Source organism: Oceaniovalibus sp. ACAM 378 (assembly GCF_008085915.1).
Lineage (GTDB): Bacteria > Pseudomonadota > Alphaproteobacteria > Rhodobacterales > Rhodobacteraceae > Oceaniglobus.
In genome coordinates, this window is the sequence record NZ_VSJK01000013.1 from 119,689 (window position 1) to 145,359 (window position 25,671).

A 25,671-nucleotide genomic window follows, 5' to 3' on the forward strand; every position below is an offset into this window, starting at 1 on the left:
GGGAGTTCTAGCTCATCCCAACGGGGATGCGCTTTAAGTCGCGATAAGCAAAAATGATGTGGTAACAGCCAAATTCGACAGGATAGGACTTTCCGGTTGGTACCGCCCGAATATGTTGAGAGCGCCTGTTCGGCCGACCCGGATGCTCGACAAGTGGTTCCAAGACGCAGCTGAGTTTTTCTGCAATTTTATCGAACGCAGCGTCTTCAGTTCCTGACAGGAGATAACCAATCATGGCACCTGAGTTAGAAAATGGGGCGTACCGGCAAGTCAAGAACTCGTCTCTTACATCTTTTATGTAAGCCGCTACAGCCTTGGGTGTTTCCAATACCTTGGCCTCAATGGGCCACATGATGCGTTCGTCGGCTCGCAGTACAAAAGCAATATCATATTCTGGAGGTTGCGCAGGCTGCGCCTTCATGGTTTCGCGTTCGAACGGTCCATGTATCGGGTAGAACGGCTCGTCGCCTGTCATCGCATCAGAAATCCTCGGCACTAGAAGCTGGGTTATGCTTCTCTCGAGATCGCGGCCGTCAACTGTCGGAGCTGACCTGTTCATGGCTTCATAGGCTTGCCACAAAAGACCGACGAGTTGATGCGCTGGGTTTTGCATCCACGTGCGTGCCAAAGCCACGAATGCAGGGTCAACGTGCCCATACGTAGGAGCATTGAGATTATTCGTCAATTTAGCATCGCTTCCGTGCCGATCGTCGATGCTTGTTGTAGCCACGCAAACATATCCAGGGCGACTTCATCGCCGTCCTGAAGGCCCACGCTGCGTGTCCAAAAACGCTTCTGATCCGGCTTAACAATAAAGATGGTCGGGACGCCGGTTGATGCGTCGTATATTCGTGCAACACGTTGATTGAAGATGCCACCACCACTTTCGCCAATCTGCTCGCCTAAGCGGGTGAATTCTCTAAGTAGAGACGAAGATGTAATATCTTTGACTCCAATTCGGCTTTCAGAGTTGTCCGTGAGTTCGAATGCAATCAGTCGGTATGGAATTTGGTCATGCGGGGTACAATAAATTGTTGATGACACCGATTTCTCTGAGCCGAACCCGGCCAGAAGAACGCGCGAAAAATATTTACAGTAGGCCCGCAATTGGGCCTCGTCGCCGTCTTCTGTTCGTGCGACGGTTGGTTCGTTCCCCCTTGTTGCAGATCCTTCGAGGAAACTTGCCAGTGAGTAGTGTATCGCGTCTTCAAGAAGAGCTCGCTCCGCATCTTTTAAGCCAAAAAGTTCGAATGCTTTGTCATCAAGTGATGGATAATCGGAAACGCCCTCAAGAAGTTCAGGCGTGGGGTGCGGGATTGGAAGATTAAGAATCTCGTCCTTGGAAAGTTTCGGACGATAGGCTGCAAAGCGGCCGCTGGTTAGAAACTGAAAATACACGGCAACTGCACTGTTATGAGCGAGGGCAGCCGCCTCCAAGATTGGCGGCTCAGCGTGGATCGACATGTAGCTCTGGTTGCACAGGACCCCTCTTTTATCCTGCGACTCCGTCAGGCGGGCATGAAACCGGCCCGAAGGACGATTCCAGCTGTGCTTGATAATGAGTTGCGGCCATTTGAACGCATCCATCCCAGTCGATGCGCGTGAATGAATTCTAAGATCGTGAGCGATTGGAAGTCGGCCTGCATCAATCGCCAGGAAGCTGTCGGATGGGAACATCGTTGCGTCAAATATCCTACGACCATCAAGATAGGGAGCAAGCTTCTTGCCGTCGCCATATGTGATGCCCTGTTGGTATTTGATATCATACTGACGGGCTAGTGAACTGAGGCTCGGAAAGCCTTTCAATTTTCGGATCAATTGAAGATCACGGGCACTGCCCCACATTAACTGTGACCAAACAAGGGGGTCACTTATTGCATCTTGAACGCTCAGCAAACGTCGATCATGCGGCTCGATTACAATAGTGAATTCATCGACCAGCTTTCGAACATGTTTGGGGCTAACATAGTCGATTGTGTCGCTTGGCGCGGGCTTACCGGTTTGTAGAATCACAACACAAGCAAGCGCAGCTGATGTTTTTGTCGTGTGTGTTTTGCGCTTGAAGACCCGGAAGCGTAGCGCAGATAGATTGTAGATCTGCTGCACGCGCACACGAGAAAAAATCTGGCTCCGAAACGCAGTTGCCCTTGGGCTGATGTTGAAGAGTAACGAGTTTGCGGATTGAATGAGTGCCACACGCCCCTTTTTGTTGACAAGAATTGCGGCTTTGGCGAGAAACAACCCTCCGATGTCTTTGTTGGGAATCGCCCATTTGTCGGTCCCAGTTGCAGCCCATTGTCGTGCATCGTCTGTAATGACACCGTCGCCCCAAGGTGCATTGCCGATGACTAGATCGTAGGTGCCTGCGTCTATTGAATCATCGAACCCTTTTTGCTCTTCGGTAAAGAAGTCTGAGCAAACCAATCTGCGTTGACGCATCGGGGGAAACTTCACTTGCGTCCAATAGTGTCGCGGTTCGATCTCGTCGCACATCGCAAGATAGAGGCTGAAGCAGGCAACTCTGACAGCGTGAGGGTCTTTGTCTACGCCGAAAATATTTTGTTCGAGGAGGCGTCTAAGTACTTCTGCACGCACTGGCTCACCAACATGCGATAGTTTCCAGCGATGGATGAGGCGCTGGAAAGCTTTAACAAGGAATATACCGGACCCGCAGGCAGGGTCCAATATTTTGAGATCCCAATCAGTACCTTGCCAAGGCAAGACTTGATCAAGAACGAAATCCACGAGATAAGGTGGGGTGTAAAAGATACCGTCACGAGCAGCGCGTTCTGTGACAAACGTCTCATAAATGCTGCTGATGAACTCCAATGGTATGACATCGAAGGCATATTGAGGCCATAAGCACATCTGCTGGGATGTCATGTCGAGATCGCCGCGAATAAAATCTGCAAGTACACACAGATGGGCGGGTGAAACGACCTCGGTTTCCCGCTCCCATCCTTGCAAACGTTCTTCGCGCGTATCGCCTTTGCCTGGAAAGAGATCTCCGTTGAATTTCGAATTCAGCCAGTCAAACAAACTATAGGCATCATGGTAATTTCTTAAGACGCTTTCAAATGAACCGTGGATTTCGGTAAGGACGCCTTCCTTTTGAAGGCGATGCAGTTTCGCTATGGTCAGAGCAGGATTACCATCCTGATCTTTTCTATCGAGGAGAAATTGCACAAAGATTACTCGGGCCAGAAGGTCGTGGCAAATATCGTCGTCAGCAAGTCCCTGATTTGCCAGAACGTCTCGTATGTACCGCAGATTACTGAGCAGCATTTGGTCGGCGCGCCCATCGCGACTGAAACGTTCACTGTTTTTTTCGAAGAATTGACCGGAAACCAGATTGATCCAGTGAAGAGCGCGGGCTGCGCGGGCTTCTAGGCTGTCTGACTTTTCGGCATGGAGCTGAGATGGAGTTATGTGAGCAACTAGATAGCTATCGAGGGCAACTTCCGGATCAGGGGCCTCGCAGCAGCTCCAGACCCGCATGCTTTCGGGTTCTAGCGTTATTAGCGTCGGAACATGAGAAAAATTCCAAGAAAGACGCTGGATTTCCCGCAATATTTCATCATTTGCTGATCCGGAAAACTCAGCCACGATCGCCAAAGGCGGCTCCGAAGTCGACGCTTGGTGATCCGCCATGAGCACACCGAGCTGTAAATCCTTTGAACCGGCAAAATGCTGAAGTGAGCGACCAATTTTATTCTGAACGAGAGAGCAAAAAACAGCAGCACCTGCCCCTTGTGGATTTGTGATGTTGGCCGGCGTAGGCCAACCGAGCTTCAAGAATGTCTGCTCAAGAGAAATGGAAGCAATATCGGTCACGATTCCAGCCTCAACACTTCCTGTTTGTCACCAGCGAACTTGCCAGGCTCAGCTGCTCCACGTGCTTTTTTTCTACTTACATCCACACGAGAGAAAATCGGTTTGTAGTCAATGTCGTGCGCTTCAAACTCGGCGAGCATGGCAGCAATAATTGCCAGATGCCCCGGTACCTCTCCATTCTTCTTGTTGTTGGAGATGGAATTGGGCCGCATACCAAGGAGCTCAGCAAATCCTCTGATGCTTAGGCCGGCTTTGCCAAGCTCTGCAGTGAAGTCGTCATAGGTCAAGGATTTGCGCCGATTTACACATGATTTAATGCGTTTAACACATAAAATTATGTGTCTGCAAGGGGGTTCATGATCGAGCTGGCTGTCCTCGGTGTGATTGACGCCGTTAGCGCCAGAGAGCTTGGCGGAAGGATTCGGCAAGTGGGGCTATGCACGAGCGCTTCCTCTTCTTCATTGTCGGTCGTCGTTGTCCTTTTGCCGAAGCAGCAATAGCCCATATAAGTGACAAGGGTAGTAGTTAGACTGTGGCGGGAAATTGGTCATATAGTTGCTGAAATGGTTCCAAATTCGCAGTCCCTAGGCGGCTGTCTGAAAGAGCAACTTGAGATCATAGCGAGCCCCCGCAACCATCTCAACTTGCGATGCAAGTTCACGAAGATCGGCCGCCCCCACTGGGTGGCCGTCTTTCGTTTGCAAGTTGAGATTTGAGCGCCCTCCCGCAACCAATTCTTCGCAAGACTCGGTGTCTTGTGCGAGGCGTTCAGAGCGCCCTCCCACAACCAAAAACGCCAATAACTACAATGCATTACGCCCCTCCTTCCGCGGGGCTTTTTTGTTGTCCGCATTCCAGGTCAACAATAGGTCAACAAACCAACCCAAATTGCGTGCGAATCCAGTATCTTAGTAGACAAACCCGCACTCACCCGCGCCAAAACGGACCAAGCCGTGGCTTAGACTTGATCGAGGTGCTTCGGTTACGGTCGGCGGAAAGGGCAACAGTAGTCATCGCTAACCGGTCTCTGGTCAAAACTTGTTGGCCGAGTGGGTCAACTATCAGTGGAAACCTGACCTTCGCTACACGTCAGGCGGAGGAATAGCTGGCATAAACTTCGCTCGAACCGTCGTGCCGGATCAGGAAAACTTCATAGGCTTCACGTTCGGTTTCTGGCCCCATACCAGGGGAGCCGTAGGGCATCCCGGGCACCGCAAGTCCGATGGCGTCGGGGCGTTCATCAAGCAGACGGCGGATGTCGGCAGCCGGGACGTGACCCTCGATTATGTAGCCCTCGATCTTGCCGGTGTGGCACGAAACCATCTCCTGCGGGATGCCGTTGTCGAGCTTGTAGCGGGCAAGCAGGGTCCCCATGCTTGCCTCGACCGTCACGTCGAACCCTTCGGATTGCAGGATCTCGCTCCAGGCCCCGCAACATCCGCAATTTGGGTCTTTGAGGACGTGTATCGCTGGTCTGAGTTGGGCCACTGCGGGCATCGCGGCCGCGACCGAAGCCGCACAGGCGCTCAGCATCAGGCCGCGTCGGGAGAGTGTTGGTCGCATTGGTGAAACTCCTTCATCAAATCTATTCGTCGCCATGGGCTGCGCTCACGCTGCAAAATGCATGCTGTAAATGCTGGATCAAATTTCCCCAGAAGTGCTGGCGCAAAATTCCCCACCTCACGGGTTCGGCGATCAGCCGGAGTATTGATTGGCACCTCCGATTTTGGGTGGCCGACGGCATGGTGCAGCAGGCGGTCGAGCAACGCAGTGGCGACGACGGGATCACCGAAGATCTTACCCCATTCGGCGAAGCCGCGGTTTGACGTCAGGATCATCGCACCCTTTTCGTATCGCGCGTTGACCAGCTGGAAGAACAGGTTTGCGCCACCGCTGGTGATCGGCAGGGACGCACGTGCGTAGAACCGGATCTTCTCAACCAGACGGCCTTCGCGTTCGGCTTTGCTCAGGGCCTCGATCAGCTCGGCCAAGGGGTTGCGATAGACGCTCCGGCCAGCTTTCACAGCAGCGACACCGAGGGCTGTGGCGAGGTGGCTTTTGCCCGTGCCCGGCGGGCCGAAAAAGTGCAGCACCTCAGCCCGCTTGATGAACTCCAGCTGCGCCAGCGCCATGATACGGCGCCGGTCCAGAGAAGGCTGGAATGAGAAGTCAAAGCTCTCCAGCGTCTTGATCGGCGTCAGCCGTGCGGTTCGCAATCCCACGCCGATGCGGCGGCCTTCCCTGAGGGTTAGTTCTTAGGCCAGCAGCTCGTCGATAGCCTCGATGGCGCTGATCTCGCCTTTTTCCAAGCGGCTGAGAGTCTGGTCCAGTGTTTCGAGGGCGCGGGCCATGTGCAAGCTGACGAGGCTTTGGCGAATGCGTTCGGTCACAGGGGGCATGGTCGGCCCTCATGAGCTTCGGCCAGACGGCGACCCACGGCTTCGTAAAAGGCGAGAGGACGTCGTGCGACCGGGGCATCGGCTGGTGACGGCAACAACTGAACAGCCCGCCGTGCCGGTGGAATGGGCTTTCGATGGCTGGGATCGATCCGACGCTGGTTCTTGCCTTCCAGCACCGGGTGGATTGCGATCAATGCGCCGTCCTCGAAGATGCGAACCTCGACCGGATGGTTCTGGACTTCGACAATCCGGCGCCTTGTGGTGTCGGGAACACTGTATTGATTGCCGCCTACCGCGACCATGCCCTCTTGGCTGATCCGCCGCTCCACGGTCAGAACCGCTTCATAAGGGTGCGCGGGCAAAGCCAGAAGATACGGTGCCTCTTCGGCAAAATGCTCATCCACGATCCGCTTTGTGGTCGCATGCTCCCGAGGGTTGGCGATGGTCGTGCGCCATTCCTCGAACTGGGCATTCAGATCTTCAATGTCGCGGAAGCTGCGCCCCAGGAAGAAGTCCTGCCGGATATAGCGGAACGGCCTCTCGACTTTGCCTTTCGTTTTGGCCCGATACGGCTGACAAGCACCGCGGTGCCGACCCGTAGCGCGCCAGCAACGCCACCAGAGATGCATTATAGGTCACAACGCCCGCGGCATCCTCGCCAATGACGGCTGTCTTCATCCGATCATACAGGATCTCCGTGCAGACCCCGCCCATAATGCCGAACGCCGCGATGTGGCAGCGCATCACCGTTTCCAGTGTCTGGTTTGGGCAGAACCGTCCCCAAAGCCAGCGGCTGTGCCCCAGCACCATGCTGAACAGCCAGACCTTGCGCATCACGCCGGGTTCGCAGGTGAACTCCACCTGGAACTCGGCAAAATCAACCTGCGCCTGCTTGCCAGCAGGCGTCCCGAAGCGTCGCTCAAACTGCCGCGGCACAGGAGGCCGGATCAGTCGGAGATATTCACTCAGCGTGGAATAGGCGCCTTCATAGCCCATCGTCTTGATCTCGCGATGCAATCTGCGCACCGAGAGACCCGGGAACGCCTCAAGCCGTTCAGCCAGATAAGACTGGAACCGATCAGCCAGCCGATCGCCCGGTTCCCGGGGCCCATAGACCGGGGCTTCAAGGCCCCGCTCCAGATATTTCCCACAGTCTTGCGGTCCAGCCCGGTCTGTCGCGCGATCGCGCTGACGCCAAGACCCTGCCGCTTCAATTCCAAGATCATCACGATCTCCCTCAATCCAACCACCTGCGAGCCTTTCTATTGGCCTCAACAGGAGAATTATGCGCGACCGATGATCAGGGGGGCATGCCCCCCTGATCATCGGCATCAGCGCCAAACTGGGGAATTTTCATCCAGCCGATTTGGGGAGATTACGTCTAGCACTCACACATGCATCGCCGATCACGCTTTGCCGATCGAACCCGGACGCCCGATCCAACGCGGCACTTGCGCCCGGTAAGTTAGGTAGGGCGCGCCGAGGGCCGTTTCCAGCACATGCTCTTCGGAACGGATCTGTGCATTTGCGGAGAGCCAGAACAAGAAGACGGCGATCACGGCAGGCAGCGAAGGAAGGGCAAGGGCGACACCGACAAGCAGCATCAGCTGTCCTGCAAAGGTCGGATTGCGACTGATCTCATAGAGCCCGCCGGAAACGAGGCTGCCTGCCGCTGCCGGATCAACGCCGACGCGCCAGGATGCGCCCATCGCCATCTGGGTGGCGAAAGCGATCATTGCGCCCAGAATGGCCAGAAGGTGACCTGCAAAGCTGACGAATATCGAACCCTGACCTGTCCAGAGTGGGTCAACCGACCGGAGTGGCGACAGCGCAAGCCACACCAGCGGCCCGAGCGCGGCCAGCGCGAAGGCTGCGCGGAATCCGACTGCGGCCAGCCAGTCGCGTCCTGTCGCCTGACCGAAGAGCCAGATGGATCGCCCAGCGGCGCGGGCAGCCATGGCGCCGCCCCAGAAAAAGAGCGCGAGGTAGAGCAGCAGGACCGCAATCGCGCTCCAGCCGAATGGCGAGATCATCTCAGGTCTCCTTTTCGGAATTGAAGGCCAGCAGACGCAACGCATTGAGCGTGACGAGAACCGTGGCACCTGTATCGGCGAGGATCGCGAGCCAGAGCCCGGTCATGCCCAGCACGGTCGTCACAAGGAATACCCCCTTGAGGCCGAGTGCGATCGCCACGTTCTGGCGGATGTTCGCCATGGCCGCGCGGGAAAGCCGGATTGTCCCGGCAACGTCCGTCACCCGGTTGCGGAGCAGTGCGGCGTCAGCAGTCTCAAGCGCCACGTCGGTGCCCGAGCCCATGGCGACCCCGATATGGGCCGAGGCTAGCGCGGGGGCATCATTGATCCCGTCGCCCACCATCATCACGCGGCCGCGCTCCGTCAGTTGGCGGATGGCGGCGACCTTGTCTTCTGGCATCAGTTCGGCGCGGTGATCCATGCCGAGGGCTTGCGAGATCGCCGCGGCGGTGCGCGCGTTGTCGCCGGTCAGCATCACCGCGCCAATGCCAAGCGCCTTCAACTGGCGCACCGCGTCGCCTGCGTCCGGGCGCGGCTCGTCCCGCAGCGCCAGAAGCCCAACCAGTTGATCCGACCGGAAGACCGCGACGACGGTCTTGCCCTCGTCCTCAAGCGTCGCAGCGGTCTGGCGCGCGGCATCGTCGAAAACGCCGGACGCCTCGGCAAAGCGCGGCGAGCCGACCCATGCAAGGCCGCCGCCGACCATCGCTTCGGCACCCTTCCCGGGAAGCGCGCGGGCGCCGGATGCGGGCAGCGGTGCGGCACCGTCGGATTCAGCGCGCGACAGGATCGCCTCGGCCAGCGGATGGCTCGATCCGGCCTCGATCCCGGCGGCCAGCGCCAGAACCTCCGCCTCCGAGCCGTTGATCGGCACGATGTCGGTGATCCGGGGGCGCCCAAGGGTCAGCGTGCCGGTCTTGTCGAAGGCCACATGCGTGGTTCGGGCCGCAGCTTCGATCACTGCGCCGCCCTTCATCAAAAGCCCGCGCCGTGCCCCCGCCGACAGCGCCGAGGCGATGGATGCCGGAACCGAGATAACCAGCGCGCAGGGGCAGCCGATCAGCAAGAGCGCCAGCGCGCGGTAAATCCACGTGTCCCAAGGCTGTGCAAAGGCCAGTGGCGGCACCAGCGCCACCAGCAGGGCAACGCCCACAACTGCGGGCATGTAGATGCGGCTGAACCGGTCGATGAACCGCTCTGTCGGGGCGCGGGCGGTTTCCGCTTCCTCGACCAGACGGATGATGCGGGCGATCGTGTTGTCCTCGGCGGCCTTCGTCACCTTCACGCGCAATGCCGCTTCGGTGTTGATCGAGCCTGCAAACACCGGTTGACCGGGCTCTTTCAGGTTGGGCACGCTTTCGCCGGTGACAGGGCTTTCATCAACGCCCGAGACGCCCTCGATCACCTCGCCGTCGGCAGGCACCCTGTCTCCCGGCCGCACCAGAACCGTCTGACCGATTTGCAGGATTTCGGCTGGCACCTCGCGCGTTTTGCCCGAAACCTCCAGAAGTGCTGTTTTTGGGACCAGCCCCGCCAGCGCCCTGATCCCATCGCGCGCCTTGTTCGCGGCAACCCCTTCCAAGACTTCGCCCACTGCAAACAGGAACACCACCAGCGCCGCCTCCTCGGCGGCGTCGATAGCGAGCGCGCCGGTGGCCGCAATGGTCATCAGCATCTCGATGGTGAACGGCATACCCGCGCGCGCTGCGTTGATGGCGCGCCGGGCGATCGGTGCGACGCCGATCAGTGTGGCAAGTATGAAGGCCCAGTTTGCGATCCCGTCCGAGGCCGTGAGCTTCACCGCCCAGGCCGCGATCAGCAGCAGCGCGGTGGCGATCACCAGCCGACCCTTGCCGGTCTGATACCAGGACATGTCGCGCGCGGCCGGGCCGCCGGTATGAACCGGGGTGCCTTCCAAACCTTCGGTTTCCAGGGGGGCATCGCCAGTAGCGTCAGCGGGAAAGGCACCCTCGGGCAGCACGAAGCCCTTGCGCGACGGCGCATTTCCCTTGGTCGCAATGCCGTAGCCCAGCCTCTTCACCGCCGCCTCGATGTGATCCCGAGAGGTCTGATCCTCGTCCAGCGACAGGCGAAGCCGCTCGGCCATCAGCGCCACATCCACCTGGCTCACCCCCGGCAGGCGCTCGACCGCGCCCCGCACCTTGCCCGCGCAGGATCCGCAGTCCATGCCTGTGATCGTCCACTCGCAGGTCGTCGCATTGCTCGTCGTCATCGTTCTATCCGTTCTGCCAAACGCGGTGATTGTGTCCATCGAGTCGATAACCTAATGTCTCTAGCAGCTATAGCTTCAAGGGGTAATCGATGCTGACGATCGGAAAACTGGGCGAAGCGGCGGGCGTGAAGGTGCCGACCATCCGCTATTACGAACAGATCGGGCTTTTGCCGGAACCCGAACGCAGCGCCGGGAACCAACGGCTTTATGATGCGAAAGCGCATGATCGACTGGCCTTCATCCGCCATGCACGCGACCTCGGGTTCCCGCTCGAGGCGATCCGCGACCTGCTCAGCCTCTCCGACAAACCTGACCAGTCCTGCGCCGCTGCGGATATAATCGCGACCGAACAGCTCGCAGCAGTTGAGGCCCGAATAGCACGGCTGACAGCTCTGAAGGCGGAGCTGGAACGGATGATCACGCAATGCGCTCAGGGCACGATCGCGGATTGCAGGGTGATCGAGGTGCTAAGCGACCACGCACTTTGCGCGGAAGATCATCGTGCCAAGACCGGGTCCGGGGGCGCCGTGTGACTGCGCTCCCGACCTTTGCGGTCTATGCCGCCGCAGGTCCGCCTCGGCCACATCCCCCAGCGCCACCGTATCCGTCAGCGTCGGCTTGCCCATGGTCAGCGTGCCGGTCTTTTCCACGATCAGCGTATCGATGCCTGCCATGCGTTCCAGCGCCTCGGCGTCCTTGATCAGCACGCCCGCCTGCGCGCCGCGTTCCGCCGCCGTGACGCCTCCAGCGACTGGAAGCTCAGTCATTTTCGTTGGTGGTCGGGACTGCCTTTTTCAGGCTGTTTCCGCAGCACCACCCAGAGCAGCGGCAAACCCGTCACAAGCCCGAGGCCGAGCACCGCCCATGTCGCCCGTCCGAGATCGCCACTGACCGCCTCGCCACCGAAATGGGCGAGCAGGAAGCTTGCCGGAATGATGCCAGCCAGTGTCGCAAGTGCGAAGCGCCAGGCGTGTAGTTTGCTGAGCCCGGCCGCATAGCTGATTATGTCGAAGGATACGAATGGCATCAGGCGGCTGGCAAAGACTGTCACCGTCAACGCGGTCTGCGACCCGAGCAGACCGGCATCGACCCGAACACCGAACACCCGTCGTAAGACATCATGCCCCAGAATTCGCGCCAAGCCGAACGCGATCAGCGCCCCGAGTTCGGCGCCAATCACGACCTGCACCGTCCCCCAAAGATGTCCGTAGGCAGCCCCGGCCGCGAGCGCGATTGGCGCGCTCGGGATCGGACTTGCCACGACCGCGACGGTCATCAGCGTGACGATCAAAACAGGCCCCCAGAGGCCGGCGCGCTCCACCAGCATATCGAGATGCTCACCGTCCAGCAGCGCACGTGCCTCGGTCAACACCGATGGCGCGAACTGCCAAACGCCGAGCAGGGCGATCGCGAGGACCGCCAGAGCTGCAAGAATTCTGACGCGCAGGCTCAATTCAGATCGCCTCTACGGCCTTTGCCAGAAGGTCGCGAACCTCGCCAGCGACGGCAGTCAATTCGGCGTTGTCGATCGCCTGCATCGACGCCACCGGGTCAACGGCGCTGATCTCGACACCGCCGTCGACTTCGCGCAGGATGACGTTGCAGGGCAGCATCGCACCAACCCGCGGCTCGATCCCGATTGCCTGATACGCCATCTTCGGGTTGCAGGCGCCGAGAATGCGATAGGCCGACATCTCGACATCAAGCTTCTTCTTCATCGTCGCCTTGACGTCGATCTCGGTCAGGACGCCAAAGCCGTTATCCGTAAGGGCCGCGCGGGTGCGGGCGTCGATGTCGTCGAATGTGGCGTCTTTGAACATTCGATTGATTGTGTAGCTCATGTAAAAGCACTCCTTGTTTGTGGGCTAGGGAGACACTGACTTGCGGACTCGACACCGGAACTGGCCCAGCGCGGCTATCTTCAATAATTTTTCATGCAATCCACGCCTGCGTATCTCCGTCGCACCCTCTAGTAACGAAGCGGCGCGGTCCTTGTTCCAGATCAATGACTGGGCATGGTTTCGCGATATCCTGAAAACGTGGTGAGAGTTGCGACCATGCAAAAGGAGTTACAGGATGGAATTCAGGAATAGGGCGATTGTCCCGAGCATGGCGGGCGCACTCTGCATCGCCGCGACGTCGGCGATGGCACAGGTCGGGGAAATTCCGGGTCGAAACGGTTTTTTCGATCATGGACATGACATGATGTGGGCCGGCAGCCAGTGGGGAGGTTTCGGAATGGTCCTTGGGCCGATCTTCATGATCCTGATCGTGGTCGGGATTGTTGCCGGGATCATATACCTCTTGCGCCTGTTCGGCGCGGTCGGACCCGCTGGCAGCAGCCACGCCGCCCACGACCGTGCGCTGGTGCTTCTGAAGGAACGCTATGCAAAGGGTGAGATCGACTCGGCCGAGTTCACCGAACGCAAGAAGCTGCTGGCTGACTGATCCGCGACGCGTCATGTCCGTTCAGGACACGCGAAACCCAGGCCGCGTTCGCAGGTGGCTGCCCGGGTTTTAGTGTCGTGTTTCGTCATGGCGCTTCGCCAAACGCCACTGCCATCGAAGGGTTTGCCACGGCGACGCTTCCCACCACGCCTTGAAAGATCAACATGAAAAGACGCCAGTTCCTGACTTCGACCTCTGCAGCGGTCCTGACCGCTGGCGTCCTTTCCCAAACGCCAGTCCGACGCGCCTTTGCGCAGGGACAAACGCCGAAAACGCGGCTCGCAATGCCGCCGCTTCTCGATACGCGGGCGACGGGGCGACTGGCGCTGACGGCAACGTCGGGGAACACCGCCTTTGCCGGCGGGCCTGCCACACCGACCGCCGGATTCAATCAGGCGTATCTGGGTCCGACCATCCTGATGCAGAACGGCGAATTGGCCGCGGAAGTGCAGAATACTCTTGATGAACCCATCAGCACGCATTGGCACGGCCTTTTGGTGCCGGGTGAACACGACGGCGGCCCGCACCTTCCGATCGCACCCGGTGCCACATGGCAACCCGAGATGACCGTTGCACAGGATCCGGCAACCATCTGGTATCACTCGCATATCCACGAACGAACTGCAGAACAGGTCTATTTTGGACTGGCCGGGGTCATTCACGTGACGGACGGGCAGGACGACGCGCGCGGTTTGCCTTCCGCATACGGTGTCGACGATCTGACGCTCGTTTTGCAGGATCGTCGGTTCGATGGCGCCGGGCGCATGGTCTACGACCCATCCATGATGGACGTGATGCACGGATTTACCGGGAACCGGATGCTCGTCAATGGTCAGGCGGGCGCGACGGCGGTCGTGCCGGAAGGGATCGTGCGTCTGCGCCTGCTCAACGGCTCGAATGCGCGCATCTACACGCTGTTCCTGAACGACGCGCGGCCCATGCATCTGGTGGCAACCGACGGCGGCTTCCTGCCTGCACCCGTCGTGCTGGATGTGCTGCGCCTGGCACCCGGGGAACGGGCCGAGGTGCTTGTCGATTTCTCGGATGGCGGCGCGCCGGTGCTTATGAGTGATCCCGGCCAGCCCTATGGTGTCCTGCAGTTCGCCACCGACAGCACGCTGTCCGCACGGATCGCCCGCCTGCCTGAACAGTTGGACGGTGCGCCCGAGGATCTGTCAGGGGCCGAGGTCGCAACGCGGCAGGTCTCGCTGGAGATGGGCATGGGCGGCATGATGATGGGCGGCGGTGGCTTTGCCATCAACGGGCGCCCCTACGACATGGACCGGATCGATTTCAAGGTCGCCCTCGGATCAGTGGAACGCTGGCAGATCCGCAGCACCATGGTGGCGCATCCGTTCCACGTCCATGGCGTGCGCTTCCGGGTGGTCACCGAGAACGGCGGTCCCCCGCGACCGGAGAACGCCGGCTGGAAAGACACCGTGCTGGTGCCCGGTGAGGCCGAGATCCTTGCCCGGTTCGACCAGCCCGCGAGCGGCGAGACACCGTTCATGTTTCACTGCCATATCCTCGAACATGAAGATGCAGGCATGATGGGCCAGTTCACCGTTACCTGACGTCCGCGGTTTAATTCGTTTGAACGGCACGTTCCGCAAAGCTCCGGTCGCCATGATCTTGGAAAGATTTTGGCGTCCTCAGTAGAAGATTACGTCGTGCCTTGCGCTTTAAAGACCGGAAGCCTCATCGTCACTTCAAGACCTGATGCGCCATTTGATCGGGGCGATTTCAAGATGAGAGGGGAGCCGATGCGGTCTGCTATGGCCGCGACGATCGCCAAGCCCAGTCCGCTCCCGTCAGAGCCAGCGTTCGCGCGTTCAAATCGGGTCGTCAATTCTCCCAGAAGTTGAGGCGTTACAACCGGCCCATTGTTGCTGACGGTCAACACTCCGTCGCTGGCCAAGACCACGTTGACAGGGTCGGTTGGTGAGCCGTGCCGCAGAGCATTATCGACAAGGTTTCGGCACAGGATTCCGAACGCGTCAGGATCGAGGTCGGACATGACCGGGGTGTCGGCAAGCACCAGTTCTATGCGGCCTGGTGGCACCGTGCGCGCGATATCATCAATGACGATGCGGGCAGCGCCCCGCAGGTCCGCTGCATTGTCCTGCCTAAGGCGCCCGCCCTCTGCCCGGGCTAATTGCATCAGGCGCTCTGACAGGCGGGTGAGCCGCTTGAGCGTCGCCTCAATCTCGGCTGCGCGTACCTTTGCCGCCGAATCCTTGGTCTCTGATTGTAGGCGCTGCGCTTGCGCAATGGCCCCGGCCAGAGGTGTACGCAGTTCATGGGCAGCATTCGCGGCAAAGCTGCGTTCCGCGTCGAAGGCACCCTTGAGCCGGTTGAGTAAGCCGTTCAGCGTGGTTGCTATGGGTGCTATCTCCGAGGGGATGTCGTCCGCCGGAATAGGCGTCAGGTCACGCGCGGTGCGCGACTCCAGTCTGTCTCGAAAACGACGAACAGGACCAAGGGTGGCCTCTACAGCCAGAACGATGGACAGCAGCGCTATCGGGATCACGATAAGCAGCGGCAGCCCAAGACCGATCTGAATTTCATGCGCCACCTGCGCGCGATGAACCAAAGGCTCGGCGACAGTCATGCGGATGCTGCCTCGTAGGGCATCCTCGTTATATAGCCTGTGGGTCGCGGTCTGGCGAAATCCTGCTCCGTCATAAATCGGAAAGATAGCCGGATCGGCCGAATGGGATTGGAGCAAGATGCGGCCCTGCGCGTCGCGGACGATATACGTAAAAAATTCGACGTGATCCCGGATCGTGCCCAAGCGTTGGGTCACACCGTCATCATCACGCCCGACGATATCCACGACGGCGAGCGGTAGCAGACGCTGCGCAAATTCTTGCAACGCACTGTCGAACACTTCGTCCATTTCGTGCCGGAGAGTCACGGCTGTCAATGACGCGGCAGCCACCCAGAGAAGTGTCAGTATTACCCCCAGCGACAGACTCAATCGGCCACGCAGGCTGCGCGGCAGCCTCATGGCGCACCCAGCCGATAGCCCATGCCGCGCTCTGTCTCGACGATGCCGGCCCCCAACTTTTTTCGAAGTCGGCTGACATGGACCTCGATCGTGTTGCTCTCGATCTCGGACCCGAACGCATAGAGCTTGTCCTCCAGCTGTGTCTTGGAAAGGAGCTGACCGGGGCGGGCGAGAAACGCTTCGAACAACGCCCATTCGCGCGCCGTCAGTTGGATGGGCTTGCCATCGCGGTGAATGCTGCGGGCCGCCAGGTCGATATCAAGTGGTCCATGGGTGATGATCGGGTTCGGATTGCCGGTATAGCGCCGGGCGACCGAGCCAATGCGTGCCGACAGTTCGGCCAGATCGAAGGGTTTGACGAGGTAGTCATCTGCCCCGGCATTCAATCCCTCGATTCGGTCCGATACCTGATCGAGCGCGGTCAGGATGATCACCGGCGTCACATCGCCCCGCGTGCGCAATGCCTTGAGAAACGTGATACCCCGTCCATCCGGCAGCATCAGATCGAGAAGCACCAGGTCATAGTACGCGCCCGCCATGGCGTCGTGCGCCGCGTCCAGTCGCTGCATCCAATCCACAGACTGGCCGTCGCCCGCGATCTGGTCGCGTACGGCGGCGCCCAGAACGGCATCATCTTCGATCAGCAGGATACGCATGGCGGTCGGAATTCCTTTTCTTGTCGAAGTACTCCTTGTCCGCTTGGGCTGACGTGAAGCTGACGGTTGTGGCGGCGTGTCTTCAGGATCCCGTCAGGTTCAGGGTTGATGGTATGTGAAGGACGACCGCAAGTTGGAGTTTGCCCCATGAAGACGACACTGACAATTCTCACCTTTCTTGCCGTATTTCCCGCTGGGGCGGCGCTGGCCGAGGACGATTGTTTCGTGCCCATGGCGAATTGGCAGCCACGCGAGACAGTAGCGCGTCTGGCCGATGAGAACGGCTGGACTGTGCGGCGCATCAAGATCGACGATGGCTGCTACGAGATCGACGGCCGCGACGCCGAAGGGCGCCGCATCGAGGTGACGGTCCATCCCGCCACGCTCGAGGTGATCGATTTCGAATATGAGGATGAAGACGATGATTGATACAGACAGTCGCGACGTTCCGCAGATGGACGTCGGGACATCCGGCAAGGTTCGTGTCTGGGACCCGCTGATCCGGGTATTTCACTGGAGCCTCGTCGTCGCTTTCGCCGTAGCCTATTTGAGCGCCGAAGAGCTCTCCACAGTGCATGAGGTGGCGGGCTATGTCGTTGCAGGGCTGGTTGCCTTCCGCATGATCTGGGGCCTTGTCGGTAGCCGATATGCGCGCTTTGCTCAGTTCTTCAAGGGTCCATCTGCGACATTTTCATATCTGCGTGACGTGGCCGGACATCGCGATCGCCGCTACCTTGGCCATAACCCGGCGGGCGCTGCGATGACCGCGGCGCTGTTGATCACCCTGTCGGCCACAGCGTTCACCGGCTGGCTGCTCGACGATGAGACCCGCATCGCGATGTTGCCCGATCTACCGCAGATCATCGCACCGGCCATTGCCGACGAGGACGGCCAGGACCGTGAATATCGGGGTAGGGGCCAAGGCGGCGAAAGTGCCGTGGAAGAGGTGCATGAGGTGCTTGCCAACTTGATGCTCCTGCTGATCGCCGTTCATGTGGGAGGCGTCGTGCTGACCTCTTTGCGCCATCGCGAAAACCTGGCCCGCGCCATGGTCACAGGCGAAAAACGCGCTCCCGAACCAGGCGACATCGCCTGAATGCTCCCCCGGGCCGATCGGTCCCGTCGGCCCTTCCTGGCCCCGCCACAATCGGCGGGGCCTTTTTCTTCCTGACAGCAAGCTGAAGCAAGAATCGCCGCGCCGTCAGGAAGACATCAGGCAGCATCTCCACATTGATCCCAGCAAACGAAAGGAAGCTTGCCATGAAAAAAACCCTTGTCCTTCTGATCGCCTCGACAGCCTTGACCACTGTTATAGGCGTTGCTGCCTGGAGCGCCGTGCGCGCACCTGGCGACACGATCACTCAGATCGCCGCAGCAGTGTTCGATGATGCCCAGGAGTCGTTGCCGCTCGTGTTTGTCAGCAGTGATGACGATGATGATGAACGCGAACACCGCAGTGGTGCTCGGTACGACGACGATGATGAAGACGATTGCGATGAAGATGACGATGACGATGACGATGAAAATTGCATCGGCAATGCCCGTAACCCAGCCCCCGCTGGTACCGTAGCCCCTCCGCAGAACGGGCTTTTCGGCAATGGCGCGCCACCGCAGGTCCAGGTGAACTGAACCCGGTCGCTCCCTCAATTCTCGTACAAGGACCCAAGTCCATGAAATCCGTTCTCGCAACGCTCGCGCTCACCACGGCGCTTACACTCCCCGGCCTCGCCATGGCACGGCCCGTCACAATGACCACGACGCTGAACAACTACGGTGGCGATGGAGCGTATCTCGCGCTCTACGTCACGGGCGCAGGGGGTGCCTATGTCGGCAGCCTGTGGATGGCTGGCGGCAAGTCGAAATACTATGAGCACCTTACCGAATGGTACCGGGCGACCGGCGGCGACAGCGCCGAGGTCAACGGCATTACGGGTGCAAGTGTCGGTGCTGGCCGCTCGCTTGAGATCACGCTTGATCTCGCCGATGCCCTTTTCGATGCCGGTTACACCCTGCACATCGACGCCGCAGTTGAGGACATGCGCGACAGTCCGAACGAAGTGGCCATCCCTCTGACGAGGGCAGGCGCGGGCACACCCGTGAACGGTCGCCGCTATGTCGCCGACTTCGCCTACGACATGTGAGGAGACTGGACCATGATCCGCGCTCTTCATCGCTGGCCGGGTCTTCTGGCTCTGGCTCTTATCACGGGACTGGCGCTCAGTGGCGCAGCACTGTCGGTCTTCCCCGCAGCAGAGCGCCTGTCCGCGCCGCAGGCAGAGGCCGGACTGACGGTTGCCGCCCTCGCGGACCGCATCCAGACGGTCTATCCGGGTGTCGAGCAGATCCGCCGGTCAGCTTCGGGCCGGATCACTGCCTACTGGTTCGATCATGGCGCGCCCGGCGCCGCCGCAATCGACCCCGCAACCGGGGAAGGAGTGGCCTCCGCCGATCCCAACCAGGCTGAACGCTGGCTCACCAACCTTCACCGCTCGCTGTTCCTCGGGGACGGCGGGCGCATCGCCATGGCTGTAGGCGCGGCGGCGATGTTGGTCCTTTCGCTCAGCGGTACGATGTTGGTCGCGCGGCGCGCGGGCGGTTGGCGTCGCTGGTTCGCACCACTGCGTGGGCCGCTTGCCGGACGTCTGCATGTGGAAATCGCGCGGATAGCGGTGTTTGGCCTTGTTCTGTCCTCCACCACCGCGTTGTGGATGACGGCCTCCACCTTCGATCTGCTTCCTGATGGCAGCACCGCACCGGCCATGCGGGCCGAGGTGAGCGGCGAGACGGGGTTTGCGTTGCACCAGATGCCCGCCCTCTTGCAGACGCCGGTCGCGGAACTGCGCGAGCTGAGCTTTCCCTATCCCGGCGACGCCACGGATGTCTTCACGCTGAAGACGGATCGGGGCACCGGGTATCTCGACCAAGGCACCGGGGCGCTGCTGGGATGGTCTGACCTGACCGGTTGGGAGCGCGTCTACGAAACTATCTACATGCTGCATACAGGCCGGGGCGCGGCGACGCTCGGTCTGGTGCTCGGGTTGATGGCGCTCGGCACGCCCATGATGGGCGCGACCGGCGTTCTGATCTGGCTCGCCGGACGGCGGCGACGGCCGCGCATCCGGGGCAATCAGCCCGCGGGGGGCGCCGAGACGATCGTGCTTGTCGGCAGCGAGGGTGGCAGCACCTGGGGCTTTGCCGCGACCCTGCACGCCGCGCTGACGGATGCAGGGCAGAGCGTCCATGTCGGCCCGATGTCGGGTTTTGCCCCGGAGCGCTACACGCGGGCCGAGCGGATCATCGTGTTCGCCGCGACCTACGGTGATGGGGCTGCGCCTGCCTCGGCCAAGGGGTTTCTCGACCGGCTGAGTGCCGCCGGTGGTGCGCCCCGCATCCCACTTGCTGTGCTCGGCTTTGGCGACCGCAGCTTTCCGGTCTACTGCGCCTTCGCCAAGGCCGTTGCGGCAGCGGCGCAGGCGAAGGGCTGGCCCGAATTCCTGCCCCTCGACACGATTGACCGCCAGTCGCCGCAGGACTTCGCGCGATGGGGCCGCGCACTTGGAGAGGCTCTCGGACTCGACCTCGAACTGTCGCACCAGCCCATCCTGCCGGCGGCCGAGACGCTGACCCTCGTCTCGCGGCGGGACTATGGTGCCGAGGTGCAGGCCCCGACCGCGATCCTGCGCTTCGCCCTGCCGCCCGCCACGCTCTGGCAGCGGTTGACCGGAGCCGGGTTCGCGCGGTTCACGGCCGGCGACCTGATCGGCGTCGTGCCGGAGGGCAGTGCCGTGCCACGGCTCTACTCGCTCGCTTCTGCCCGCCGCGACGGCTTCATCGAGATCGTCGTGAAGAAACATCCCGGCGGCCTCTGCTCGCGGCAGCTCACGACGCTGGAACCGGGCGACAGGGTGACAGCCTTCCTCCGCCGCAATCCCGGCTTCCGTCCCGGATGGGGCCGTGCGCCCCTCATCCTAATCGGTGCAGGGACGGGCATCGGGCCACTGGCAGGCTTCGTGCGCGGCAATTCAGGCCGGCGGTCTATCCACCTGTTCTTCGGTATGCGTCATCCCGACAGCGATTTCTTTTATGGCGAGGAACTGCCCGCCTTGCAGGAAAAGGGCCGTTTGACCCGTCTGGTCACGGCGGCTTCGCGAGGGACGCGGCCCCACTACGTGCAGGACGCGTTGCGCGGTGATGCCGCTGAGGTCGCGCATCTCATCCGCAACGGGGCCCGTGTGATGGTCTGCGGCGGCCGCGACATGGCGACGGGCGTGGCCGATGCGCTGGCTGAAATCCTCGCGCCGGCCGGGCTCGCGCCTGCGGTTCTGAAGGCGGAGGGACGATATGTCGAAGATGTCTACTGAACAGGTACGCGTCGCCCTGAACGGCCCGACCATGGGCACACGCTGGTCGGCGCTGTTCTTCACGGAACCGGGCTTCGACACGGGCGCGGTCCGAGCCGCGCTTCAGGCGGCTGTTGACGAGGTCGACGCCCAGATGTCGACCTGGAAACCCGACAGCGACCTGATGCAGCTCAACGCAGCGCCCGTGGGCGCTTGGGTGGCGGTGCCCGAACGCTTGACGGAGGTTCTGCGTCTTGGTCTCGAGATCGGGCGCGCCTCGACCGGGGCCTTCGACATCGGCATGGGCGACGCGGTGATGGCCTGGGGCTTCGGACCGGAGGCCGCGGCGCCCGAGTGCATCCGCGCCGCGATGGCCGCCCCGCGTCGCCCTGCGCATGAGGTCCTGGAAATCGACGGTGCCCATGTGCGTACGTCCGCGCCCATTGCCCTCGACCTAAACGGCATCGCCAAGGGCTACGGCGTCGATCGGCTGGCCGAGATCCTCCGCGACCGCGGGATCGCCGACGCCCTTGTCGGGATCGACGGCGAGATGCGCGGGCTCGGTCTGAGGCCTGACGGACAAGCCTGGACCATCGCAGTGGAGGAACCGGACGCCAAGCGTCGGACGCCTCATTCGATCCTTACGCTGCAGGATGCCGCCGTCGCCACCTCCGGCGATTACCGCCACTGGGTCGAAGTTCAGGGACGAAGCCTGTCGCACACCATGGACCCGACGCGTGGTGCGCCCCTAATCGCGTCGCCGGCCTCTGTCACCGTGGTGGCCCGCACCTGCGCCGAGGCGGATGCCTGGGCGACCGCGTTGATGGTGCTGGGACCTGAGAGGGGCACCGAACTCGCTAGAAAACAAGGGCTCGACGCCCTGTTCCTCCTGCGCGAGGATGCGGGCCACGCAAGGGGTGTGGGAGTAGGACGACTTTTTTCCGAAGAGCCAGCGGCAATCGCCTCAGCCGAGGGGACATGAGCCGCATGGAACACACCAATACCGACCGCCTAAAGACGGCTATTCTGCTGCTGGCAGTGTCAGGGCTGGTCGTAGGTCTTGCGCTCTGGTTCGCTGGATTGCACGAGATGGCGGACCTGGTCTGGATCGCTGGGGTCGTGCCCGCGCTCGCCGCGCTGGTGGTCGAGATCCTGCGCAGCATCGGGCGCGGCGAGTTCGGGATGGATATCGTCGCGGCACTCTCCATGACAGCGGCGCTCGTCTTTGGCGAGACGCTCGCCGCGGCGGTCGTAGCGGTGATGTATTCTGGCGGCACCTTCCTCGAAAGCTTTGCCGAAGGCCGCGCCTGGAGCGAGATGCACGACTTGCTCTCGCGCGTCCCCCGGACGGCGACCCGGCATCGTTGTGGGCGTGGCAATGGGCGCACGTGAGGCTGCTGCCTCGGCAGAGGCAGCCGACGTTGTGTTGCCGGTCGGCCGACTCGGACCGGGGATCGAGATCGCGCGGGCCTCGCGGCGCATCGCTGTAGAAAGCGTCGTGGCCGGGATCGGATTGTCAGTCGCGGGCATGATAGCGGCGGCCTAAGGTTACCTGTCGCCGGTGCAAGGCGCGCTGCTTCAGGAGGTCATCGACGTGGCCGTGATCCTGAACGCGTTGCGCGCTCTGCGCATCAAACCCGATGAGCCAAATGCACCGGATGCGGTGATCGAGGCTATGCAGGGAAACAAAAAATTGAAGGAGAATATGTTATGAGCCGTCTCACCCACTCAGAATTCCATATGGTCCATCGCATCGGATGGCTGCGAGCAGCTGTACTTGGCGCGAATGACGGGCTCGTCTCGACCGCAAGTCTTGTGGTCGGGGTTGCCTCGGCTGGGTCGGGTCGTCCGGAAATACTGATTGCCGGTCTTGCCGGTCTTGTCGCAGGTGCAATGTCGATGGCTGCGGGCGAGTATGTCTCCGTCAGCTCCCAGACCGACGCGGAGCAAGCCGACATTGCGCGCGAAACCAAGGAGTTGCGGGAGACGCCTGAAGCCGAGCTTGACGAGCTGAAAAGAATTTATGTCGAGCGTGGGCTCGATGAAAGTCTGGCCCTGCAAGTTGCGGTCCAACTCACCGAGAAGGATGCCCTTGGGGCCCATTCCCGCGACGAACTTGGCATTTCTGAGACGGTGACCGCGCATCCTATCCAAGCCGCATTGGTTTCGGCGGCGACCTTTGCCGCCGGGGCCGTTGTCCCGCTCATTGTGGCGTCGCTGGCACCGACTGCGCAGATCACACTTGTCGTCGCGCTCACAACCCTTGTCGCGCTTGCCGTGCTCGGCGGCCTTGGCGCAGCGGCTGGCGGCGCAGGCATCGTCAAGGGCGCAACCCGAGTGACCTTCTGGGGCGCGCTGGCCATGGCGGCAACCGCTGCTGTCGGGACGATTTTTGGCGTTGCCCTGTGATCCCGTCTGGCACCCGAATTCGCAGAGGTGTCCGGGATTCGCAACCATGTGGCCTTCGGGCATCGGGACGCGGGGCATGAGCAGCCTGCTCCCCTCGATCGCGTCGCTGGGGCTGTGGCGTTATTGGGTCATCGGCCTGATGGCTTTCTTCGAGGCGCTGCTCCTCACCAGCGTATTTTCGCCCGGGACGGTCGTCGTCGTGCTGGGCGGTGCTTGGGCCGGGCAGGGGGTCTATGACATTTTCGACATGATGTGGTTCGTCGCCATCGGCACCATCCTTGGATCGCAGGCAAGTTTCTGGCTGGGCACGAAGGGAGAGATGCTGTTCGGCGAGGGGCGCGCCATCCTATCCACGGCACGTCTGGAACGTGGCCAGCGGTTCTCTGCGAAATATCGTGGCGCCAGCATCGTCATCGGTCACTTCCTTGGCCCGTTACGCCCGATCGCACCGGTTGTCGCCGGTCTTTCGGGGATGGGGGATGGCCATTTGCGGTATCCGTGGCTTTGTTGCACAAATAGGTTGATGGGTTCACTGTATGAATCCAGCGTGATAGCTGAAGGCATGAGCAGTTTGGCCCCTACGAAGTATAAGACCACGAATTGGTCGTCTTACAATGACAGCTTGAAGCGGCGCGGATCGTTGTCAATCTGGTTTGATCCGGAGAAGGTTTGGACACCGCCGCCAAGCGGTAAGCGAGGTCGGCACCAACAATTCAGTGACGCGGCCATTCAGACAGGTCTGAATGGCCGCATCCGTATAGATCGGTTGGGGACCGCGTTTGCCCGTCGGTGCAGCCTCCCACACCATATCCGGATCGAACCAGACGCTCAGCGATCCACGCTGTTTCAGCGCGAGGTTGTAGTCATGCCAGTTCGTGGTCTTGTAGACTGTCTTTGCAGATATCCTCATGCCGCTCAGCTACCACATTGGATTCCTGTGGTGAATCCCAAGCAGGCTTTGCGCAACAAGGCCCCGTGGGGGGCGATCGTCGTGAACGGCCCAAAGCGGACATACCCAGTGTCACGGGATGTTGCGATGCTGCTTCTCCGAAGCAGACATCAGCTGCATTGCAGAACTTCGGCAAAGGGGCCTCTATGTCTCAGCCCTATTAGCATACAAGGAGCGTTGATTTTTCTTTATGTAAGTCCAAGCAATAAAACGGCTTGTTTTTTGCCCCTGTGCCATTTCGACGACTTTAAGATCTGCAACCCTGGCTTTTCCTAAAATTCGGCAGAGTGGCTGGAGGTTATCTTTTTTCGACACCAACGAGGTAAACCACAGGCACTGGTCGGCGAACTCCATGCTCTGTTTAACCATGCGGGCGATAAATTTTATCTCGCCACCCGGACACCAAAGTTCCGCGTTTTGACCGCCAAAGTTGAGCTTTTTCGAATTCCCTTTTCCAAGATTCGTCCACTTACGTTGGGTGCCTTTATTCGCCTTTTCCATGGACGAATGAAAAGGCGGGTTGCACATGCTTACGTGAAAAGCGTCGTTGGCTTCGATCACGCCCCTAAAGATATTCTCAGGTTCAATTTGCCGCTTAAGGGTGATTTTCAACTCGTTGAATTCACAAATTTGCCTTGCCGATTTGAGAGCACGCACATCGATATCGACGCCAGTGAAGTTCCAGCCGTATTCGCTCTGGCCCGTCAAGGGGTAAACCAGACTCGCACCGGTGCCGATGTCTAACGCTTTGATGTGACGCCCACGTGGGATCTCTTGATTATTGCTGTCGGCAAGCAAGTCCGCGAGATAGTGGATGTAGTCGACACGACCGGGAATTGGTGGGCATAGATATCCGTCAGGAATATCCCAAAAATCAATATTGTAATGCGTTTTTAGCAACGCGCGATTAAGCATACGGACAGCCCTCACGTCTTGAAAATCAATCGTCGTTTGACCGAGTGGATTATTGATCGTGAAAGCCTCAAGTTCAGGTGTCTGCGTCACTAAACGCACAAAGTCGTAACCTTCTGAGTGTTGATTGCGGGGATGCAGCTTCGTTTTGGTGGCCATCGGGGACGCCTTCATGAAAGTTGGTGGACGTCGCTCGCGAGACGGTTGGTTGGTTTTAGGCCCTCATGTACAAATAGTAAAATTAGGAGCGAAGCAGATCCTCCGCTGACGTGAGGGCCCGGCTGTTCTTTCCGTGTGCAGCATCCGTCATTTCGGGCTCTTGCACTAAATCGCTCCGCGATAGGGCGCTTGTTTCTGCCTATGTGCTGAGCTGGGATTTGTTTCGCGTTTTGTGATGTTGGGTGTGTGCTGTTGATCGAGGTGATTTTGCCTCGATTGACAGAGGACA

The 25,671-nt window shown here is 60.2% G+C and carries 25 protein-coding genes and 4 pseudogenes; 13 read left to right on the forward strand and 16 right to left on the reverse strand.

The window, feature by feature from the left end:
- Positions 1 to 7 precede the first annotated feature (7 nt).
- The 9 genes and pseudogenes from FQ320_RS17770 to FQ320_RS17805 all read right to left on the reverse strand — a co-directional run bounded on the left by FQ320_RS17770 (position 8) and on the right by FQ320_RS17805 (position 10,499).
- Complete coding sequence (locus FQ320_RS17770; RefSeq protein WP_222861635.1) at positions 8 to 685, reverse strand: hypothetical protein; 678 nt, start codon at positions 683 to 685, stop codon at positions 8 to 10.
- Complete coding sequence (locus FQ320_RS17775; RefSeq protein ID WP_222861636.1) at positions 682 to 3,834, reverse strand: class I SAM-dependent DNA methyltransferase; 3,153 nt, start codon at positions 3,832 to 3,834, stop codon at positions 682 to 684. Before FQ320_RS17775 ends, FQ320_RS17770 begins: the two co-directional genes overlap by 4 nt.
- Positions 3,831 to 4,121, reverse strand: a complete 291-nt coding sequence (locus tag FQ320_RS17780; protein ID WP_148474660.1) for an XRE family transcriptional regulator — start codon at positions 4,119 to 4,121, stop codon at positions 3,831 to 3,833. The genes FQ320_RS17775 and FQ320_RS17780 overlap by 4 nt, the downstream gene beginning before the upstream one ends.
- A gap of 802 nt (positions 4,122 to 4,923) precedes the next feature.
- The gene (locus FQ320_RS17785) at positions 4,924 to 5,397 is read right to left on the reverse strand and encodes a DUF411 domain-containing protein (RefSeq protein WP_187393947.1); all 474 of its coding nucleotides are present in this window, start codon (positions 5,395 to 5,397) and stop codon (positions 4,924 to 4,926) included.
- Positions 5,367 to 6,077: pseudogene (locus FQ320_RS17790) on the reverse strand (ATP-binding protein); the annotation flags it as partial. The gene FQ320_RS17785 and the pseudogene FQ320_RS17790, both read right to left, overlap by 31 nt.
- 12 nt (positions 6,078 to 6,089) lie before the next feature.
- Positions 6,090 to 6,233 (reverse strand): hypothetical protein, encoded by a 144-nt coding sequence (locus FQ320_RS26785; protein ID WP_305080836.1) that lies wholly within the window; start codon positions 6,231 to 6,233, stop codon positions 6,090 to 6,092.
- Positions 6,221 to 7,483, reverse strand: a pseudogene (gene istA, locus FQ320_RS17795) (IS21 family transposase). The gene FQ320_RS26785 and the pseudogene istA overlap by 13 nt, the downstream one beginning before the upstream one ends.
- A gap of 156 nt (positions 7,484 to 7,639) precedes the next feature.
- Positions 7,640 to 8,266 (reverse strand): isoprenylcysteine carboxylmethyltransferase family protein, encoded by a 627-nt coding sequence (locus tag FQ320_RS17800; protein WP_187393948.1) that lies wholly within the window; start codon positions 8,264 to 8,266, stop codon positions 7,640 to 7,642.
- Between the two features lies 1 nt (position 8,267).
- Positions 8,268 to 10,499: a heavy metal translocating P-type ATPase gene (locus FQ320_RS17805; protein ID WP_255509586.1), complete on the reverse strand. Its 2,232-nt coding sequence runs from the start codon at positions 10,497 to 10,499 to the stop codon at positions 8,268 to 8,270.
- Positions 10,500 to 10,588: 89 nt separating this feature from the next.
- Between FQ320_RS17805 and FQ320_RS17810 the strand changes: the two genes are divergently transcribed.
- Positions 10,589 to 11,032, forward strand: coding sequence for a helix-turn-helix domain-containing protein (locus FQ320_RS17810; protein ID WP_148474664.1), 444 nt, complete (start codon positions 10,589 to 10,591; stop codon positions 11,030 to 11,032).
- Here the strand turns inward: FQ320_RS17810 and FQ320_RS17815 are convergent.
- From FQ320_RS17815 to FQ320_RS17825, 3 genes are read right to left on the reverse strand one after another with little or no spacing between them, the layout of a single operon-like run.
- The gene (locus tag FQ320_RS17815) at positions 10,967 to 11,266 is read right to left on the reverse strand and encodes a hypothetical protein (RefSeq protein WP_148474666.1); all 300 of its coding nucleotides are present in this window, start codon (positions 11,264 to 11,266) and stop codon (positions 10,967 to 10,969) included. The genes FQ320_RS17810 and FQ320_RS17815 overlap by 66 nt on opposite strands.
- Positions 11,263 to 11,952 carry a TVP38/TMEM64 family protein gene (locus tag FQ320_RS17820; protein ID WP_148474668.1) on the reverse strand — a complete coding sequence of 230 codons (690 nt, stop codon included), beginning with the start codon at positions 11,950 to 11,952 and terminating at the stop codon, positions 11,263 to 11,265. The genes FQ320_RS17815 and FQ320_RS17820 overlap by 4 nt, the downstream gene beginning before the upstream one ends.
- 1 nt (position 11,953) lies before the next feature.
- A complete protein-coding gene (locus tag FQ320_RS17825) occupies positions 11,954 to 12,340 on the reverse strand; it encodes a DUF302 domain-containing protein (RefSeq protein ID WP_148474670.1) in 387 nt (128 codons plus the stop codon).
- Positions 12,341 to 12,575: 235 nt separating this feature from the next.
- Between FQ320_RS17825 and FQ320_RS17830 the strand changes: the two genes are divergently transcribed.
- Together FQ320_RS17830 and FQ320_RS17835 are read left to right on the forward strand one after the other, a co-directional pair.
- Complete coding sequence (locus FQ320_RS17830) at positions 12,576 to 12,947, forward strand: SHOCT domain-containing protein (protein ID WP_222861637.1); 372 nt, start codon at positions 12,576 to 12,578, stop codon at positions 12,945 to 12,947.
- Positions 12,948 to 13,111: 164 nt separating this feature from the next.
- Positions 13,112 to 14,521, forward strand: coding sequence for a multicopper oxidase family protein (locus FQ320_RS17835; protein WP_148474672.1), 1,410 nt, complete (start codon positions 13,112 to 13,114; stop codon positions 14,519 to 14,521).
- A gap of 89 nt (positions 14,522 to 14,610) precedes the next feature.
- Here FQ320_RS17835 and FQ320_RS17840 read toward each other — a convergent pair whose 3' ends face one another.
- A complete protein-coding gene (locus FQ320_RS17840; RefSeq protein WP_148474674.1) occupies positions 14,611 to 15,957 on the reverse strand; it encodes an ATP-binding protein in 1,347 nt (448 codons plus the stop codon).
- Positions 15,954 to 16,613 (reverse strand): response regulator transcription factor, encoded by a 660-nt coding sequence (locus FQ320_RS17845; RefSeq protein ID WP_148474676.1) that lies wholly within the window; start codon positions 16,611 to 16,613, stop codon positions 15,954 to 15,956. The genes FQ320_RS17840 and FQ320_RS17845 overlap by 4 nt, the downstream gene beginning before the upstream one ends.
- Positions 16,614 to 16,760: 147 nt before the next feature.
- On the opposite strand from FQ320_RS17845, the gene FQ320_RS17850 reads away from it, so the two are divergent.
- From FQ320_RS17850 to FQ320_RS17890, 10 genes and pseudogenes are all read left to right on the forward strand, one after another.
- Positions 16,761 to 17,042 (forward strand): PepSY domain-containing protein, encoded by a 282-nt coding sequence (locus FQ320_RS17850; RefSeq protein WP_148474678.1) that lies wholly within the window; start codon positions 16,761 to 16,763, stop codon positions 17,040 to 17,042.
- Complete coding sequence (locus tag FQ320_RS17855) at positions 17,035 to 17,709, forward strand: cytochrome b/b6 domain-containing protein (protein ID WP_255509587.1); 675 nt, start codon at positions 17,035 to 17,037, stop codon at positions 17,707 to 17,709. The genes FQ320_RS17850 and FQ320_RS17855 overlap by 8 nt, the downstream gene beginning before the upstream one ends.
- Positions 17,710 to 17,873: 164 nt before the next feature.
- On the forward strand, positions 17,874 to 18,242 hold the full coding sequence (locus tag FQ320_RS17860) for a hypothetical protein (protein ID WP_148474679.1): 369 nt from the start codon (positions 17,874 to 17,876) through the stop codon (positions 18,240 to 18,242).
- A 41-nt stretch (positions 18,243 to 18,283) separates the two neighbouring features.
- Complete coding sequence (locus FQ320_RS17865; protein ID WP_148474681.1) at positions 18,284 to 18,754, forward strand: DUF2271 domain-containing protein; 471 nt, start codon at positions 18,284 to 18,286, stop codon at positions 18,752 to 18,754.
- A gap of 12 nt (positions 18,755 to 18,766) precedes the next feature.
- Positions 18,767 to 20,974, forward strand: coding sequence for a PepSY domain-containing protein (locus FQ320_RS17870; RefSeq protein ID WP_148474683.1), 2,208 nt, complete (start codon positions 18,767 to 18,769; stop codon positions 20,972 to 20,974).
- On the forward strand, positions 20,955 to 21,935 hold the full coding sequence (locus tag FQ320_RS17875) for an FAD:protein FMN transferase (protein ID WP_148474685.1): 981 nt from the start codon (positions 20,955 to 20,957) through the stop codon (positions 21,933 to 21,935). The genes FQ320_RS17870 and FQ320_RS17875 overlap by 20 nt, the downstream gene beginning before the upstream one ends.
- Positions 21,936 to 21,940: 5 nt before the next feature.
- Positions 21,941 to 22,345: a hypothetical protein gene (locus FQ320_RS17880; RefSeq protein WP_370513082.1), complete on the forward strand. Its 405-nt coding sequence runs from the start codon at positions 21,941 to 21,943 to the stop codon at positions 22,343 to 22,345.
- Between the two features lie 169 nt (positions 22,346 to 22,514).
- Complete coding sequence (locus tag FQ320_RS25755) at positions 22,515 to 22,667, forward strand: hypothetical protein (RefSeq protein WP_187393949.1); 153 nt, start codon at positions 22,515 to 22,517, stop codon at positions 22,665 to 22,667.
- On the forward strand, positions 22,664 to 23,362 hold the full coding sequence (locus FQ320_RS17885; RefSeq protein ID WP_148474687.1) for a VIT family protein: 699 nt from the start codon (positions 22,664 to 22,666) through the stop codon (positions 23,360 to 23,362). The genes FQ320_RS25755 and FQ320_RS17885 overlap by 4 nt, the downstream gene beginning before the upstream one ends.
- 562 nt (positions 23,363 to 23,924) lie before the next feature.
- Positions 23,925 to 24,116, forward strand: a pseudogene (locus FQ320_RS17890) (transposase); the annotation flags it as partial.
- On the opposite strand, the pseudogene FQ320_RS17895 reads toward FQ320_RS17890, so the two are convergent.
- Both FQ320_RS17895 and rlmF read right to left on the reverse strand, forming a co-directional pair.
- Positions 24,081 to 24,272 (reverse strand): annotated as a pseudogene (locus FQ320_RS17895) (transposase); the annotation flags it as partial. The pseudogenes FQ320_RS17890 and FQ320_RS17895 sit on opposite strands and share 36 nt — an antisense overlap.
- 183 nt (positions 24,273 to 24,455) lie before the next feature.
- On the reverse strand, positions 24,456 to 25,382 hold the full coding sequence (rlmF, locus tag FQ320_RS17900; protein ID WP_148474689.1) for a 23S rRNA (adenine(1618)-N(6))-methyltransferase RlmF: 927 nt from the start codon (positions 25,380 to 25,382) through the stop codon (positions 24,456 to 24,458).
- Between the last annotated feature and the right edge of the window lie 289 nt (positions 25,383 to 25,671).